Source organism: Corynebacterium sp. CCUG 71335 (assembly GCF_024454075.1).
GTDB lineage: Bacteria > Actinomycetota > Actinomycetes > Mycobacteriales > Mycobacteriaceae > Corynebacterium > Corynebacterium genitalium.
This window is the reverse complement of the sequence record NZ_JAGPYY010000016.1, coordinates 1-15,860: the sequence shown is the minus strand read 5'-3', so window position 1 is coordinate 15,860 and position 15,860 is coordinate 1. Positions and strand designations below refer to the sequence as shown.

Below are 15,860 nucleotides of genomic sequence, written 5' to 3'. Positions count from 1 at the left end.
GACCCTGCGGGCCTTTAGCTCAGTTGGTAGAGCTACGGACTTTTAATCCGCAGGTCCCGGGTTCGAGCCCCGGAGGGCCCACGATCCGTTGAAGCCCCTGGTCATGATTGGCCAGGGGCTTCGTTGCGCGTGCACCAGGCCGCGCTTGTGTCCCTGGCTTAGACTTGCTGCGTGGCTAGTCCGACAATCGCCGTGGTGATCCCGTGTCTCAATGACGCGGAGTTGCTCGAGCGTTGTCTGCGCAGCATCAACCGGCAACGTCGCGCGGCGGATTTCACGGTCGTCGTCGACAACGGGTCGGACGATGATTCAGTGCAGGTTGCCACGGCGCACGGTGCGACTGTCATCACGGAAGCGCGTCGTGGAATCACATGGGCAGCGGCAGCGGGTTATAACGCGGCATGCGGGTTAGGTGCCGACTACATTGTTCGCACCGACGCGGACGCGTGGCTGCCGGAAACATATCTGGAAAGGGTGGAGCAGCAGTGGCGTCACGCTCCTGCCCACACCGTAGGGATCACCGGCCCCGCGCTTTTCGACGGCACACCCCACCTCATTTCCCGCCTCTACCTATCCATGTACCGTCTCTCGGTCGGTTCTGCCCTGGGCCACCCGCCGTTGTTCGGGACCAACAGCTCGTTTCGCACCGAGTGGTGGCAGGCCGTCGGCAGCACGCTGGATCTCGCTGACACTGAATCGCACGACGACATTCAGCTCTCTTTTGCGGTGCGGCCGGGGGAGACGATCCGCTTCGTGCCCGAGCTTGTGGTGGGAATGGACGACCGAGCCTTGCGTGGCCGGCGCCAGCTTCGCCGGCGGTTCCTCAGAGGGTGGCATTCGATGATGCGGGGATTTTCTTCCTCCCCTCCGTGGCAGCGCTTGCCGCAGCGCCTAGTGCAGGCCCGAACGGGAGCCGGTCCCGCGCTGTAGGCTCGGTGAGGTACCTACTGCTCTGCTGCAAAGGCCCGTTGTGACAGATTCCTATCTTGCCCGCTACGACCGCATGGCGGACAGAGCCGCGGCGCAGGTGATCGGGCAGTACTCCACCAGTTTCTCCCTAGCCACGCAGGTGCTCGACGCCGACACGAAGCGCGACATCCGCAACGTGTACGCGGTGGTCCGAATCGCTGACGAGATCGTCGATGGCACCGCCGCTGAGGCCAACGAGTGCCCGGAAACCCTGTTGGAGCTCTACGAAGAGCAGGTCTTGCACGCGCCGATGCACCGTTTTCACACCGACCCGGTGCTCCACGCCTGGGCGAACACGCACCGCCGCTGCGGCATCAAAGATGACCACGTGCGGGCGTTCTTTGCCTCGATGCGCCGCGACATTACGCATTCGGATTACTCCGAGGAAGATTTGGGGGACTACATTTACGGTTCCGCCGAGGTGATCGGCTTGATGTGCTTGGACGTCTTCCTGCACGGCCACGACCCCACGGATGAGGACCGCCGCACGATGGAGGAGGGCGCCCGGGCGCTAGGATCCGCGTTCCAAAAGGTCAATTTCCTCCGCGACCTCGGTGAAGACCGCGACGGCCTGGGGCGCGCGTACCTGGGCACGGAGCTTGACGACGCCGCAAAGCGCACCCTCACCAGCGGCATCAACCGCGAACTCGACCGCGCCCGCACAGCCATCCCGCTCCTGCCTCCTGCAGCGGCACGGGGAGTGGCAGCGGCCGAAGCGCTCTTCCGCGACCTGAACGAGCGCATCGCGGCCACACCGGCGCATGAGGTGGCCGCGACGAGAATCAGCGTGCCTAACCACCGCAAGCTGCTGCTCACGGCGCGGGCAATCAGGAAAGTGAGAACCCAGTGACCCACCCCGAAACAGCGATCGTGATCGGTGCCGGCGTGGCCGGCATGGCCACAGCCGCACTGCTGGCCAAAGAGGGCATCAAGACCACGGTCGTGGATAAGTTGCCCACCCATGGCGGCCGGGCCGGTACGGAATCTGTCGAGGGTTTCCGCTTTGACACCGGCCCCAGCTGGTACCTCATGCCGGACGCGTTTGACCACTTCTTCGCGCTGTTCGGCAAGCGCACCGCCGACGTGCTGGATCTGGCACCGCTCACCCCCGCGTACCGGCTGTTTCCCGAGGGCGATGCGCCCATAGACGTCACCTCTGGCCGCGACAACGCCGCCGAACTTTTCGAGTCCATCGAGCCCGGCGCCGGAGCAAAGCTGCGCACTTACCTCGACACTGCTGAAGAGACCTACGAGCTCGCGCTGGAGAACTTCCTGTACACGACGTTCCGCTCTATCGCGCCGTTCACGCAGATCTCCGGCCATTACAGTGAGTTGGCGCGCTATCTCACCGAGCCGATCGACCGCTTCGTGGCTAGCCGTTTCACCGACGTCCGCCTGCGCCAGATGCTCACGTGCCCGGCAGTGTTCCTCTCCTCGCACCCGGCGCGCACGCCGTCGATGTACCACTTGATGAGCCACACCGACCTCACCCAGGGCGTGCAATACCCCCTAGGTGGATTCGCCGCAGTGATGGACGCGCTCTACGACATCGCCGTGGAGCAGGGTGTGCGCTTTTCCTTCAATACCGAAGTCGCAGCGATCAACTATTCTGGGCGCACGGCCACAGGCATCACGCTTATCGACGGCCGCACCCTCCCCGCCGACATCGTCATCTCCTGCGCGGACCTGCACCACACGGAGACCCGCCTGCTGCCGAAGAAGAAGCGCACCTACGACGAGAGCTACTTCGCCCCGCGCGATCCAGGTCTGGGCACGGTGCTGGTCATGCTGGGCGTGGAGGGGGAGATTCCCCAGCTTGCGCACCACAACTTGCTGTTCTCCCGCGAGTGGGACGACGATTTCGCCGCGGTCTTCGATGGCCCCGTTCCGCAGCGGCCGATTGGCGCCTCCCGTTCCATCTACGTCTCCAAACCGAGTGCGACCGATCCTGGCGTGGCCCCTGCGGGGCATGAGAACCTCTTCGTGCTCGTCCCCGTCGCAGCGGAGGAGGCCATCGGCCACGGGAATATGTACCGGGAGCAGGCGAGCGAGCAGGTCGAAAGGATTGCTAGCGCTGCCACCCAGCAGATTGCTGATTGGTGCGGGGTTGAGGGGTTGGAGGGAAGAATCGTCGTCAAGCAAACGCTGGGACCGGCGGACTTCGCTGAGCGGTACCACGCGTGGTCGGGCGGATCCATCGGGCCCGCGCACACGTTGAGGCAGTCGGCGTTTTTGCGTGGGTCCAACAAGAGCCGCAAGCTGGACAACCTGTACTACGCCGGCGGAACGACAACCCCTGGTGTGGGTGTGCCCATGTGCCTGATCTCCGCCGAAAACGTGATCAAGCGGCTGCGCGGCGACACGAGCGCAGGCCCGCTGCCGGAGACGCTCTAATGCAGTTCGCGTACCTGGGGGTGCTGCTGTTCTCGTTGGCAGGCATGGTAATTATCGACCACCGCTGGAAGACTGCGTTCTTCCGTGACTCGCGCCGGGCCTGGCTGCTCTCTCTGGGGTGTGTGGCGGCGCTGCTGTGCTGGGACGGACTCGGCATTGCCACTGGCACGTTCGTGCGCGGCGATTCGCCCTACATGGTGGGCATCGATCTTGCGCCGCAGCTGCCGCTGGAAGAACCGATTTTCCTGTTCTTTCTCACGTACCTGACGATGAACCTGACAGGACTGCTGCGCCCGTGACCTACCTTCTGATTTCTGCCCCGTTCTTGATCGCGGCCGCGGCATTGTGGGCTAGGCAGCGGCCCTGGAAGTTGACCGCCGCGGTGGCCGGCATCCTGTTCGTGCTCACCATCGTCTTTGACAACCTCATGGTGGCAGCAGGCCTGTACGAATTCGGTCACGCCACCACCCTCGGGCTGAACATCGGGCGGATTCCGGTGGAGGATCTGTTCTACCCACTGTTCGCAGCCCTGGTGGTCACCGCGTTCTGGGGGCGTGACTGATGCGGGTGCTGCGCGGAATTCTCGCGGCGTCGCGGCCGCTAAGCTGGGTAAACACAGCTGTGCCATTCGCGTTGACCTAACTGTTGGCGCAGGGAGAGTTCTCCGCGCTGCTGGTAGTGGGCTTCATCTTCTTCCTCACCCCGTACAACATCGCGATGTACGGGATCAATGATGTCTTCGACTACGAATCTGACATCGTCAACCCACGCAAAGGCGGTGTGGAAGGCGCTGTGCTGCCGAAGACCATGCACCGGCTCCGTGGCCACAGAGCTCGGCGCCCGGACGACCACGCGGTTCGCGGGCGTGCTGTACGGTCTGGCGGCTGGGCTGTGCTTCGTGCTGCCGGCCCCGGGGTGGGTTGTGGGACTGCTTGGCCTGGGATATGTGGCCAATACGCTGAGGTTTTGGAACGTCACTGATGCCACGTCGGCGACAGTGAATCGTGCGTGGAGGGTCTTACTCTGGCTGAATTACGTGACTGGCGCAGTCGTGACCATCTCGGTGCTTTCGAACGTTCTGGGATTCTCAACCTAAGGGTCGGCGCCCCAGCATGAGGCCGTCGAAGGGGCGTAGGGTGGCGCCTATGGTCGCAGATCGCGCAAACAGCGAAGACAGCAGAATCAACACGAGCACCGGCAGCACCAGAATCAGCCTCAGTAAGGCCGAGGGCAGTCGCCGCAGCTCCGCCGAGAAGCCGTGGCTGCGCTTCTACCCTGAGTGGACCGACCACACGTTGAACTACGGCGACGACACGCTGGCGGACCTCTACGACAAGAATCTCGCGGCGAACGGGCGGAAGCCGGCGACGCGGTTCTTCGGCAGGTCCATGACCTATGCTCAGCTCGACGAGCAGGTCCGCCGTGCTGCCGACGGGTTGCGCAAGGTCGGGGTGGCCCAGGGCAACCGCGTGGCCATCATGCTGCCGAACTGCCCACAGCACGTCGTGGCATTTTTCGCCGTACAGAAGCTCGGCGCGGTCGTGGTGGAGCACAACCCGCTCTACACGGCGAATGAGCTGCGCCCCCAGTTCAACGATCACGGTGCCAAGGTCGCTGTGGTCTGGGACAAGGCCGCCGACACGGCGAAAAAACTCGCGAAAGACACCCCGCTGGAGACAATCGTCAGCGTGGACATGACAAAAGCGATGCCCGTGGTGCAGCGGGTGGCGTTGCGGGTGCCCGTCGGAAAGCTCAAGGAAGCGCGCGCGTCGCTGACAGCGCAGGCGAAGGACACGCTGCCGTGGGAGAAGTTCCTCGGCGAACCCCGCGCGATCGACACGCCGCGCATGCTTAGCGACGACCCCGCCCTCATCCTCTACACCTCCGGCACCACCGGAAGCCCCAAGGGTGCGCCGCTGACGCACCGCAACTTGCTGGCCAACCCGATCCAGGGGCGCGCATGGGTCAAGGAGCTGCAGGAACCCGGCCAGCGCATGCTGGCCACGCTGCCGTTCTTCCATGCTTACGGTCTGACGTTCTCGTTGACGCTGACGTTCCTCATCGGCAGCGAACTGATCTTGCTGCCCGCCCCGACGATGGACCTGATCATGGGCGCGATGAAGAAAAAGAACCCGCCGACGTTCGTGCCGGGTGTGCCCACCGTATTTGAGCGCATTGTGTCGACGGCTGAGGAAGAAGGCGCGGACATGTCCGCAGTACAGACGGGCTTCTCTGGCGCGTCGTCGCTGCCGGCGGAGGTCATCGAGGGCTGGGAGAAGGCGACCGGCGGCCGGCTCGTGGAGGGCTACGGGCTGACAGAGACGTCGCCGATTCTCATCGGTAACCCGCCGACGGATGATCGCCGGCCCGGGTACATCGGCATCCCGTTCCCGGACACGGAGATCCGCATTTCCAACCCCGATAACCTCGACGAGGAAATGCCCTACGGTGAGGCCGGCGAGATCCTGGCCAAGGGGCCGCAAGTCTTCGGCGGGTACCTGAACAACGATGAGGCGTCAGCCACAGTCTTCCACGACGGCTGGTTCCGCACCGGCGACATGGGCGTGATGGATGAAGACGGCTTCATCAAACTGGTCAGCCGCATCAAAGAGCTGATCATCACCGGCGGGTTCAACGTCTACCCGGCGGAAGTGGAAGAGACGTTGCGCACGCACCCAGACATCGAGGAGGTCACCGTGGTTGGTCGTCCCCGCACGGACGGTTCCGAGGACGTCGTCGCGTGCGTGGTGCTGGCGGAGGGCACGAAGCTCGACCCGGACGGCCTGAAAGAATTCGCGCGTGAGAACCTCACCCGGTACAAGGTGCCGCGCACCTTCTACCACTTTGAGGATCTGCCGAAAGATCAGCTAGGTAAGATCCGCCGCCGCGAGGTGCGTGACGCGCTACTCGCCCGCATCGACGGCGAATAGTCGCGCTAGTCCCAGATGCCGAGGTTCATGAGGATCGCGCCGTCGTCACGCACGAGCGCGAGGTCGCCTTCCTCGGCTTGAGGGATCTCACGGATGAGGCGCTGGATCCGCAGCTGGTAGCGCTTTTCCTCGCCGTCGACGGTGAGAGTGCCCACGGAGTTGAGCATGTCGTGGTTCTCAACGACCACGTTATCGACTGTGACATCCTCACTGCCCGTGCCGCGGACGGCGAAGATCGGCGAGGTCTCAGAGAAGTCTGCACCGTTGTCGCCGGTCAGGATCACCTGCGCGAATTCGCGCACTGCGACAGGGTCTGCTGTCAGGTGTGCCACGGAGCGGCGGCCGAGGACGGAGTGGGTAAGGGGCGTCAGCTCGTCGTCAAGCGCCATGTCTTCCTCGCGGTAGCTGAAGCCGCACTGCGTGAGGTTGCCCTCGTTGTCGGGGCCGACGAGCACCTCGATGCCGACTTTGTCGTCGCGGTCGTACGCGCGGTAGGAGCCGTCGACCTGGGTGATCCTCGAGAATTGGTTGGCGAATTCGTCTTTGGTGGGGTGGAGTTCTGCGTCGCTGTAGATGTTTGCGGTAGCCATAATCCCTACTGTAGGCTTTTCGCATGGCAGAGCTCGCCGTTGCTTTCGGATTCAGCTTGTTCGCAGGCTTATCGACGGGCCTCGGCGGCCTCATCGTCGCCCTCAAGAACACTCCCAGCCAGCGCTTCTTGGCGGGAGCTCTCGGTTTGTCCGCCGGGGTTATGGTGTTCGTCTCCCTGGTGGAACTGCTCCCGGAAGGGGTGGACGGGCTCAGCGAGGCGGGACGCAGCCGCCCCGACGTGTGGGCCGCAGTCGCTTTCTTCGCCGGTATTGCGCTCATCGCTGTCATTGACCGGTTCGTACCGGAAGAGATCAACCCGCATGAGGGGCCGGACGTGCGCGCCGCCGGCCGGATGCGCCGGGTGGGCGTGATGACGGCGCTGGCAATCGCCATTCACAACTTCCCCGAAGGCTTCGCCACCTTCTTTGTCGCGCTGCAGGATCCGGCGTTCGCGCTGCCCATCGCGGTGGCCATTGCGATCCACAACATTCCCGAAGGCATCGCGGTGGCGGTGCCCATGCGTGAAGCGACGGGTTCTAAGTGGCGCGCGGCGTGGTGGGCAACACTGTCGGGTCTGGCGGAGCCACTCGGCGCGGTGGTGGGCTACCTGCTTCTGCGGCCGTTCATTGGTCCCGAGGCGCTCGGTGTCGTGTTCGCGGCAATCGCGGGAGTAATGGTGTTTGTGAGCATCGACAAGCTGCTACCCACCGCCATTGAGACCGGCCGTCACCACACCGCCATATACGGTTTTGTCGCCGGCATGGCTGTGATGGCAGTGAGCTTGCTTTTGCTCGCCTAATTTCAAAGCCGCAGCAGGTCATGCTCAACCTCGAATCCGTAAAGCACGACCTGTAACTCGCTTTTGCTCGCTAAAGTGACGGGTATGGCTCTCCTTCGACTGATCCTCAACATCATTTGGCTGATCACCGCCGGTATCTGGTTGTTCCTTGGCTACGTTCTCGCCGGCGTGTTGGCCTGTCTGCTCATCGTGACCACCCCGTTCGGTCTGGCGTCCTTCCGCATCGCCGGGTACGTGCTCTGGCCGTTTGGCCGCGAAGTAGTTGACACCGGCCAAGGCGGGGGCTTCAGTCTGATCGGCAACGTCATCTGGTTCATCGTTGCTGGCCTGTGGTTGGCACTCGGACACATCGCCACTGCTCTGGCCCAGGCGATCACAATCATCGGGTTGCCGTTGGCGTGGGCGAACCTGAAGCTCATCCCGGTCACCTGCTTCCCCTTCGGCAAGACCGTCGTGAACTCCCACGACAACCGATCCACCATGGTGCCAGTCACCCGCTAGATGGGTGAGAAAGATTTCCGTGGCGCCTCGGAGGTCACCCGGTACGCGGTGAGCACCGTCCTCGCATTCGGCGCGATCATCATGCTGCGGTTGCTGCTCCCGCGGGAAATGCTCGCGCAGCATTCGGAGATGGTGATCATCAGCACCTACCTGATTTACTGGGTCGTCTACGTCACGATCTTCGGCTGGTGGACGGTGCGCCTGCTCTCGCGCCTCAACCCGGCTGAGCTGCGGGCATATGCGCGATCCGAGCGTGCCTCCGCCGAGAGTAAGTGGGGTTAAGGGGTGGGGAATCAAGGGGGCCGCGAACCTTTCCGGCCTCGGCGCGATCGTGGCGATGGCCGCGGCGATCGCGATGAGTCGCTTCGATGTTTTCCGGGAGGATTGGCGCTGGTTGGCAGTCGGCGGTATCGCGGTGGTGTGGTCGTGGGTGTTCATGATCGTCACCTACGCGGCGGAGTACCTCGAGCTCGACTATCGGTACCGGGCGGAAGGGGAGCAGCCTATGTTCGACTTCTCCTACTTGGATGAGGAGCCGCTCTTCGGCGACTACCTGAACCAGGCAGTGATGGTGTCCACGATGGGTGCAAGTGTTCCCGCCCCCCGACAAACAGGCACGCCTGGAAAGAGATCCGCTACAACACTTTGATTGCCTTCACGTTCAACACCATGGTCATCGCCATGGTGGTCTCCGTCTTGAGTGCTACTCTCGCCGCATAAATAGCTGACCACCTGTGCATTTGGAGGGGGTTGACGGGCCGGTTTATGATAGGCAAGCTGTCCAGCGGACGGCGAACAAGTCAATACGGCTTTGCCCCCATCGTCTAGTGGCCTAGGACTCCGCCCTTTCACGGCGGCAACACGGGTTCGAATCCCGTTGGGGGTACGAAGGCCCTGTGGCGCAGTTGGTTAGCGCGCCGCCCTGTCACGGCGGAGGTCGCGGGTTCAAGTCCCGTCAGGGTCGCCATGTGCCCCGAGGGTTTCCTCGGGGCTTTTTGCTTATCGACGATTAACCTGCAACCTCCGTGAATCGCCGTACGGCTGCAGTACCTCGCCTGAGGGCACGGGGTGACCGGGCCCATGTAGAAGGAGACCAGCGTCTTCTTCTACGACGTGATAAGTCGTTGTGCCCCCGCTTTGGCACGGTCAAGCGATCCGAAGTCGCCGAATATGGCCGCGCAAACCAACGCGCCTTCGTACAACTCATGAATGAGTTCACCAGTTTGTGTGTCGCCAGTTAACGCGACGAAAAGAGTGCGCATCCACCGCTTCTCGCTCTGAATCACTGCTTTCAGTTCTGCGCCGCAGTCGTTGCCAAGCTCGGCCCATGCGTTCACGAACCCGCACCCTCGAGGGTTGTTGGCGATCCATTCTTGGGTGAGATTGAACACTGATTCGACAGTGTCCGATCCTGCTTTCTCTGCCTCATTGACGCTGTGCAGCACTAGTTGTTGCCACTGATTCGCTCGAGCAGTGAGATACGCGCAAACCAGCCCGTCCTTGGACCCGAAGCGCTGATAAAGCGTTCGCTTTGTCACGCCAGCGTTCTCCACGACGAGGTCCAAACCGGTTGCGGCAATACCTTGTGAATAAAACAAATCCGTAGCTGCCAGCAGAATTCGTTCACCAGCCGGGGTGGTGCTGGGTTTTGGGAATGGACTGAGGTGCGTTAGATCAACCAATTCTCGCTCCTTCGGGGAGGGTACATTGACAGTATACCGACCGGTATATTTACCTATCTTTCATGAAGCCAATTCTCATTTCAATCGCATTCATCATCTGCTGGAGCTCTGGGTTCGTGGGTTCCCTGCTGGTAGGTGAAAATGCCTCGCCTATCGGGTTGTTAGCGTGGCGATACATCGCCACGGCTGTGCTGCTCGCCGGGGTCATTTTGCTGCTCCGAAGCGCTAAGCACCCGGCAAAAGCTCGCTTGTTGCCAGCCCTGACGAGATCCGCTTGGAAGCATCAAATCTTAATGGGGGTTCTCTCTCACGCGACCTTTCTTGGCGCCGTTTTTTTGGGCTTCAGACCTAGCTATTGATCCCGGGATTACCTCTCTTGTGTGCGCCTTGCAGCCGATTCTCGTCGCGGCTGTGGGGGCGCGTCTGTGGGGCGATCCGTTCAACTTCCGGATGGCGGCTGGCCTGGTGCTAGGCCTAGTTGCAGTCGGATTGGCTGCCGGTTCAATCGATTTTTCTTCCACGTCGGTGTTTGGGTTGTTGTTACCGTTCGTCGCTTTGTTGGGATTGTCCGCGAGCGCGGTCCTTGAGCGGGCATCGAATGCTCAAGGAAGCATCGTGCAGGCCCTCGCCATACAGACGGCTACCGCAGCTGTGATCTTCACGGGAGTCGCGTTGGCGATGGGGGACATGGGTGTCCATGTCAACGCTGACTTCGTCTGGGCGATGGTTTGGCTCATGTTTCTTTCTGGCATCGGTGGCTACGCAGCTTATACAGCATGTTTGCGGACCATGGGGTCGACCATGACTAGCTTGTTACTGTTCGTGACCCCGCCGGTTACTTCTTTCTGGACATGGTTGATGTTTCAGCAGCCGGTCAACGCTGGTCAGATCGCGGGCATGGTTCTCGGGATTGTAGCGGTAGCGCTCACCGTGAACGGAGAACGCCGTGAGCGGAGCAACACTTGAGAAAATCGTAGTTGTTCTGGCGATTTGTTAGCTTAGTCAGCGTCTGTGTAAGCTATTAACTCGTGCAAGACGCGGAAATCACATAGCCGCGGAAGTGCGAAAACAAAAGAATAAGGCCCTGTGGCGCAGTTGGTTAGCGCGCCGCCCTGTCACGGCGGAGGTCGCGGGTTCAAGTCCCGTCAGGGTCGCTGAACTGCTTAGTTTCAGCGGTTCCGGCCAGATAGCTCAGTTGGTAGAGCACACGCCTGAAAAGTGTGGGGTCGCCAGTTCGATCCTGGCTCTGGCCACAGAATGAATCCCTCCGCGAAAGCGAAGGGATTTTTTCGTCTGTAGGGTCGTGCCATGAGCGATAACCAGAACAACGACTACAAGGTCGAGCACAACGAAGTTGGGCACCGTTACGTCATCGAGGTCGACGGGCAGCAAGCAGGCTTCGCCAACTACCACGAGACCGGCGACGTGCGGGACTTCAACCACACCGTCATCGACCCGGCGTTCCGCGGTCGAGGACTATCCGGCAAGCTGATCAAGGCGGCGCTCGACGACACCCGTAGCGCTGGCAAGCAGATCGTGCCGTCGTGCTCTGCCGTGGAAAACTTCATTGCGAAGAATCCGGAGTACAACGACCTCGTGTCGTAGTTGCCCTTGCCAACATAACGCCGTGGACACGAGCAGCTAGAAACAACTAGCTAGAACGTTTCTTTCTTGGCGAGAAATGTAGCCTTCTAGTCGATTGGCTCTAGCTAACCGGAGATTTCGGCAAAAGGGCGGCGCCTGTACCACCGCACTCGTGTCCTAGATCACGTAGTTCGAGTCGTTCGCCACGTAGGCGTCCGGGTCCACCAAGTGCTTGCGCTCGTCTTTCATGCGCGGGCGGCATTTGGCGGGGATGCCGATGGCGATGCAGTTCGCTGGGACGTCTTTTGTCACCACAGCGTTGGCGCCGACAGCGGAGCCCTCGCCAATCGTGATCGGGCCCAGTACCTTCGCGCCCGCTCCGATGGTGACGTTGTCGCCGATAGTGGGGTGGCGCTTGGTCTGCGTGAGTACCTGCCCGCCCAAGGTGACCCCGTGGTAGAGCATGACCCCGTCGCCAATCTCGGCGGTTTCACCGATCACGATGCCCATGCCGTGGTCGATGAAGAAGCGCCGCCCGATCGTGGCACCGGGGTGAATCTCCACACCGGTGAGAAAGCGGGTGAACTGCGCCAGCACACGCGCGGGCCCCTTGTGACCGTTCACCCACAGTTTGTGGCTGATCCGATGCGACCAGATGGCGTGAAGGCCGGAGTAAACAATGGCGTTCTCCACGTCGCCGCGGGCGGCGGGGTCATGCTGCCGGGCGTTTTCCAAGTCCTCACGGATTGCGCTGATCACCTTGAACATGTCGCCAGAGTTTAGCAGCGCGAAACGGAACGCCCCCGCGGCCCTGCGGGTTTAGATTCACAGGATGCGGGGGCGGTGACGGGGCGGTCAGCCGTCGATAAGCAATGCTTAGTCGCGGATGTCCTCGTACAAAATGGTGGAGATGTAGCGCTCGCCGAAGTCGCAGACGATGGTGGCGATGGTCTTGCCGGCGTTCTCCGGGCGGGACGCGACCTCAAGTGCAGCCTTGATGTTGGCACCGGTGGAGATGCCGCCCAGGATGCCGTCCTTCGCTGCGAGCTCGCGGGAGGTCGCTACGGCATCCTCGTTGGAGATGGTGATCACTTCGTCAACGATCTCGCGGTCGAGGGTGCCCGGGACGAAGTTCGCGCCCAGGCCCTGGATCTTGTGCGGACCCGCGGTGCCCTCGGACAGCAGCGGGGAAGCGGACGGCTCGACCGCGACGAGCTTGATGTCCGGGTTCTTCTCCTTGAGGTACTTGCCGGCGCCGGAGATGGTGCCGCCGGTGCCCACGCCTGCCACGAGGATGTCGATCTCGCCGTCGGTGTCGTTCCACAGCTCTGGGCCGGTGGTCTCGTAGTGGACCTTCGGGTTGGCTTCGTTCTCGAACTGGCGGGCAAGGATGGCGTTGTCGGTCTGCGCGACAATCTCGTCTGCCTTTTCGACAGCACCCTTCATGCCTGCGGAGCCCGGGGTGAGCTCGATCTGCGCACCGTATGCGCGCAGGACAACGCGACGCTCGACGGACATGGTTTCCGGCATGGTCAGGATGACCTTGTAGCCGCGAGCTGCACCGACAAGCGCGAGGGCGATACCGGTGTTGCCGGAGGTTGCCTCGACGATGGTGCCGCCCGGCTTGAGTTCGCCGGAAGCCTCAGCTGCGTCGATGATTGCGCGGCCGATGCGGTCCTTGACGGAGTTGGCCGGGTTGAAGAACTCCAGCTTGCCCAACACGCGTGCGTTAGCGGCGTCGGTGTCCTTGGTAATGCCGTTGAGCTGGACCAGCGGGGTGCCGCCGATGGTGTCCAGGATGTTGTTGTAGATGTTCGCCATGAGGTAGCGCTCCTTGCGTTGGTCGCATGTGTCTTTTTCGGGCGGTAGCGCGGGTGCTCCGCTCACGGAAACCGATCGTACATCAATTCGCGCAGAAACCTAGACCGCTCGGTATAACTATGTTGAACCGACCTGTTTTGCGGCGGTGACGTGCGCGGGGGCACCCACTCGGGGGAGAGGGATGGTAGCTTCGTCCGGTGATTCGGGCATTCCGACATGTCAGTGCACATGTCAACGACGTGCCTTAGGGGAGGGGTCGCAATTTGGTTACCCCCATAACCGGGTTATTATGGACCTCATCCGCACACCGAACCAGATGTTTCCCTGAGTCGGGGAATCACTTGCAGTGGGCGCTCTGATGAAGGAGAACGAATGGATCCGCACCGGGTCAAGGACGATGAGGACGCAATCCGCGCCTCACTGACGTCCCTTAAGACCGCGACCGGAATCCCGGTGGCCATGTACGGCACACTGCTTGCAGACAATCGACTGCAGATCACCCAGTGGGTGGGGCTGCGCACGACGTCGCTGCACAACTTGGTTCTGGATCCGAACCAGGGCGTCGGCGGGCGTGTTGTGGCTACCCGTCGCGCGGTGGGCGTGTCCGATTACACCCGCGCGAGCGTCATCTCCCACGAGCACGACGCACCGATCCAGGATGAAGGCTTGCATTCTGTGGTAGCTGTGCCTGTCATCGTGCAGCGCGAAATCCGCGGCGTCCTGTACGTGGGTGTGCATTCACCCGTGCGGTTGGGTGAGAAGGTCATCGAGGAAGTCACGATGACAGCGCGCACGCTTGAGCAAGACCTCGCGGTCAACTCCGCTTTACGACGAGCCGAGGGCGGCAAAACTGCCACCGCTAAGACCGGCCGCGTGATGAACGGGGCCGAGTGGGAACAGGTGCGTGCCACCCACTCCAAGCTGCGCATGCTGGCGAACCGTGTGGAGGAAGGTCCGGTCCGCAAGGAGCTGGAGCAGCTGTGTGACCAGATGGTCTCCCCGGTGCGTGTCAAACAAGCGACGAAGCTGTCTGCTCGTGAGCTGGACGTTTTGTCGTGCGTAGCCCTGGGGCATACGAACGTGGAGGCCGCCGAAGAAATGGGCATCGGCGCGGAGACGGTGAAGTCCTACCTCCGCAGCGTGATGCGCAAGCTCGGAGCCCACACGCGCTACGAGGCTGTGAACGCCGCACGCCGCATTGGCGCACTGCCTTAAAACTTTCATTACCCTGGGTGCCGTGAAACAGCGATTTCTGGTCCAAGGTGGCACCCGTCTGCAGGGCTCGGTGCGAGTCGAAGGCGCGAAGAACAGTGTGCTCAAGCTCATGGCAGCGGCCCTTCTCGCGGAGGGAACAACGACCCTGAACAACTGCCCCGAGATTCTCGACGTCCCGTTGATGAAGAAGGTTCTCGAGGGCTTGGGCTGCCAAGTGGAGATTGAGGGCACAGTCGTGCGCATCCACTCGCCAGCGTTCATTTCTTCCCGCGCTGATTTCGACGCGGTGAGGCAGTTCCGTGCGTCGGTTGCGGTGCTCGGGCCGCTCACCGCGCGCTGTGGTGAGGCCGTCGTTGCGCTGCCCGGTGGAGATGCGATCGGTTCACGTCCCCTGGATATGCACCAATCGGGTTTGGAGAAGCTCGGTGCGACGACGCACATCGAGCACGGCGCTGTGGTTGCCCGCGCGGACAAACTGCGCGGTGCGAAGATCAGCCTCGACTTCCCGTCCGTGGGCGCAACAGAGAACATTCTCACGGCCTCGGTTCTTGCGGAAGGTCAGACGATTCTGGACAACGCCGCCCGCGAGCCTGAGATTGTGGATCTGTGCGAGATGCTCAATGAGATGGGAGCGCGGATCCAGGGTGCGGGCACGTCGACCATCACTATCGACGGCGTGGAGTCGCTTCGCCCGACGGAGCACACCGTCGTCGGTGACCGCATTGTCGCAGGCACCTGGGCCTACGCGGCCGCGATGACCCAGGGTGACGTGACAGTCGGCGGCATCGCCCCGCGTCACCTCCACCTCGCTTTGTCAAAGCTGCGGACTGCAGGCGCTGACGTGGAGACCTACGACCAGGGCTTCCGCATCCGGATGAATCGCCGCCCCCAGGCGGTGGACTACCAGACGTTGCCGTTCCCCGGCTTTCCTACTGACCTTCAACCCATGGCTATCGGCTTGAGCGCTATCGCCGACGGCACATCGGTGATCACGGAGAACGTCTTCGAATCGCGTTTCCGCTTTGTCGACGAAATGCTCCGCCTGGGTGCTGACGCCACCGTTGACGGCCACCACGTTGTCCTGCGCGGCGTGAACAAACTCTCCTCCACCGACGTGTGGTCCTCCGATATCCGTGCAGGCGCCGGCCTTGTTCTCGCTGGCCTTGTCGCCGATGGGCAGACCGTCGTCCACGATGTCGAGCACATCGACCGCGGTTACCCCTACTTTGTCGAGAGCCTCAATGCGCTCGGCGCCAACGTGCAACGAATTAGCGTTTAAAACGCTTATCGACGGCACCTAGAAACCGTGTTTGTGCTGGGGGTTTGTGTTGTTGGTGGTTGGTGTGTAGCTTTATGTGAGTCAGCGTGACCGAC

18 protein-coding genes, 5 tRNA genes and 1 pseudogene are annotated in these 15,860 nt (G+C 62.1%); 20 read left to right on the top strand and 4 right to left on the bottom strand.

The genetic code is table 11. The features are described from left to right. Positions 1–8: 8 nt before the first annotated feature. The 8 genes and pseudogenes from KBX19_RS10465 (at position 9) to KBX19_RS10430 (ending at position 6,293) form a co-directional block, all read left to right on the top strand. A tRNA-Lys gene (locus KBX19_RS10465) sits at positions 9–81 on the top strand. A 90-nt stretch (positions 82–171) separates the two neighbouring features. Continuing rightward, positions 172–930, top strand: coding sequence for a glycosyltransferase family 2 protein (locus KBX19_RS10460; RefSeq protein ID WP_255998883.1), 759 nt, complete (start codon positions 172–174; stop codon positions 928–930). Positions 931–970: 40 nt separating this feature from the next. Further along, entirely contained in the window at positions 971–1,819 is an 849-nt protein-coding gene (locus tag KBX19_RS10455) for a squalene/phytoene synthase family protein (protein ID WP_255998881.1), read from the top strand. Then, positions 1,816–3,363, top strand: a complete 1,548-nt coding sequence (gene crtI, locus KBX19_RS10450) for a phytoene desaturase family protein (protein ID WP_255998879.1) — start codon at positions 1,816–1,818, stop codon at positions 3,361–3,363. The genes KBX19_RS10455 and crtI overlap by 4 nt, the downstream gene beginning before the upstream one ends. Beyond that, positions 3,363–3,662 carry a lycopene cyclase domain-containing protein gene (locus KBX19_RS10445; protein ID WP_255995514.1) on the top strand — a complete coding sequence of 100 codons (300 nt, stop codon included), beginning with the start codon at positions 3,363–3,365 and terminating at the stop codon, positions 3,660–3,662. Before crtI ends, KBX19_RS10445 begins: the two co-directional genes overlap by 1 nt. Then, positions 3,659–3,925: a lycopene cyclase domain-containing protein gene (locus KBX19_RS10440; protein WP_255998876.1), complete on the top strand. Its 267-nt coding sequence runs from the start codon at positions 3,659–3,661 to the stop codon at positions 3,923–3,925. The genes KBX19_RS10445 and KBX19_RS10440 overlap by 4 nt, the downstream gene beginning before the upstream one ends. Then, positions 3,925–4,459: pseudogene (locus tag KBX19_RS10435) on the top strand (UbiA family prenyltransferase). The gene KBX19_RS10440 and the pseudogene KBX19_RS10435 overlap by 1 nt, the downstream one beginning before the upstream one ends. Positions 4,460–4,508: 49 nt before the next feature. Continuing rightward, positions 4,509–6,293, top strand: coding sequence for a long-chain-fatty-acid--CoA ligase (locus tag KBX19_RS10430; protein ID WP_255998874.1), 1,785 nt, complete (start codon positions 4,509–4,511; stop codon positions 6,291–6,293). Between the two features lie 5 nt (positions 6,294–6,298). On the opposite strand, the gene KBX19_RS10425 is transcribed toward KBX19_RS10430, so the two are convergent. After that, on the bottom strand, positions 6,299–6,883 hold the full coding sequence (locus tag KBX19_RS10425) for a hypothetical protein (protein ID WP_005288738.1): 585 nt from the start codon (positions 6,881–6,883) through the stop codon (positions 6,299–6,301). 23 nt (positions 6,884–6,906) lie between these two features. On the opposite strand from KBX19_RS10425, the gene zupT reads away from it, so the two are divergent. From zupT to KBX19_RS10395, 6 genes are all read left to right on the top strand, one after another. Continuing rightward, entirely contained in the window at positions 6,907–7,683 is a 777-nt protein-coding gene (gene zupT / locus KBX19_RS10420; RefSeq protein WP_005288741.1) for a zinc transporter ZupT, read from the top strand. Between the two features lie 84 nt (positions 7,684–7,767). Continuing rightward, positions 7,768–8,184, top strand: coding sequence for a YccF domain-containing protein (locus tag KBX19_RS10415; protein ID WP_255998873.1), 417 nt, complete (start codon positions 7,768–7,770; stop codon positions 8,182–8,184). Continuing rightward, on the top strand, positions 8,185–8,466 hold the full coding sequence (locus KBX19_RS10410; RefSeq protein ID WP_255998871.1) for a hypothetical protein: 282 nt from the start codon (positions 8,185–8,187) through the stop codon (positions 8,464–8,466). Then, positions 8,423–8,833, top strand: coding sequence for a hypothetical protein (locus KBX19_RS10405; protein ID WP_255998870.1), 411 nt, complete (start codon positions 8,423–8,425; stop codon positions 8,831–8,833). The genes KBX19_RS10410 and KBX19_RS10405 overlap by 44 nt, the downstream gene beginning before the upstream one ends. A gap of 164 nt (positions 8,834–8,997) precedes the next feature. After that, positions 8,998–9,070 (top strand) — tRNA-Glu (locus KBX19_RS10400). 4 nt (positions 9,071–9,074) lie between these two features. Continuing rightward, positions 9,075–9,151: transfer RNA gene (locus tag KBX19_RS10395), tRNA-Asp, on the top strand. A 139-nt stretch (positions 9,152–9,290) separates the two neighbouring features. On the opposite strand, the gene KBX19_RS10390 is transcribed toward KBX19_RS10395, so the two are convergent. Next, positions 9,291–9,866: a TetR/AcrR family transcriptional regulator gene (locus KBX19_RS10390; RefSeq protein WP_255998868.1), complete on the bottom strand. Its 576-nt coding sequence runs from the start codon at positions 9,864–9,866 to the stop codon at positions 9,291–9,293. A gap of 387 nt (positions 9,867–10,253) precedes the next feature. Between KBX19_RS10390 and KBX19_RS10385 the strand changes: the two genes are divergently transcribed. The 4 genes from KBX19_RS10385 to KBX19_RS10370 all read left to right on the top strand — a co-directional run bounded on the left by KBX19_RS10385 (position 10,254) and on the right by KBX19_RS10370 (position 11,471). Then, a complete protein-coding gene (locus KBX19_RS10385) occupies positions 10,254–10,832 on the top strand; it encodes a DMT family transporter (RefSeq protein ID WP_255998867.1) in 579 nt (192 codons plus the stop codon). A 114-nt stretch (positions 10,833–10,946) separates the two neighbouring features. Then, positions 10,947–11,020: transfer RNA gene (locus KBX19_RS10380), tRNA-Asp, on the top strand. Positions 11,021–11,046: 26 nt separating this feature from the next. After that, positions 11,047–11,119: transfer RNA gene (locus tag KBX19_RS10375), tRNA-Phe, on the top strand. A gap of 55 nt (positions 11,120–11,174) precedes the next feature. Beyond that, on the top strand, positions 11,175–11,471 hold the full coding sequence (locus tag KBX19_RS10370; RefSeq protein WP_255995517.1) for a GNAT family N-acetyltransferase: 297 nt from the start codon (positions 11,175–11,177) through the stop codon (positions 11,469–11,471). A gap of 156 nt (positions 11,472–11,627) precedes the next feature. Here KBX19_RS10370 and epsC read toward each other — a convergent pair whose 3' ends face one another. After that, entirely contained in the window at positions 11,628–12,218 is a 591-nt protein-coding gene (gene epsC / locus KBX19_RS10365) for a serine O-acetyltransferase EpsC (protein ID WP_255998865.1), read from the bottom strand. Between the two features lie 108 nt (positions 12,219–12,326). Further along, a complete protein-coding gene (cysK, locus tag KBX19_RS10360; RefSeq protein WP_255998925.1) occupies positions 12,327–13,271 on the bottom strand; it encodes a cysteine synthase A in 945 nt (314 codons plus the stop codon). A 372-nt stretch (positions 13,272–13,643) separates the two neighbouring features. Here cysK and ramA point away from each other — a divergent pair, with 372 nt between their 5' ends. Together ramA and murA are read left to right on the top strand one after the other, a co-directional pair. Continuing rightward, positions 13,644–14,486, top strand: a complete 843-nt coding sequence (gene ramA, locus KBX19_RS10355) for an acetate metabolism transcriptional regulator RamA (protein ID WP_255998863.1) — start codon at positions 13,644–13,646, stop codon at positions 14,484–14,486. Between the two features lie 22 nt (positions 14,487–14,508). Then, on the top strand, positions 14,509–15,765 hold the full coding sequence (murA, locus tag KBX19_RS10350; protein ID WP_255995521.1) for a UDP-N-acetylglucosamine 1-carboxyvinyltransferase: 1,257 nt from the start codon (positions 14,509–14,511) through the stop codon (positions 15,763–15,765). Positions 15,766–15,860 lie beyond the last annotated feature (95 nt).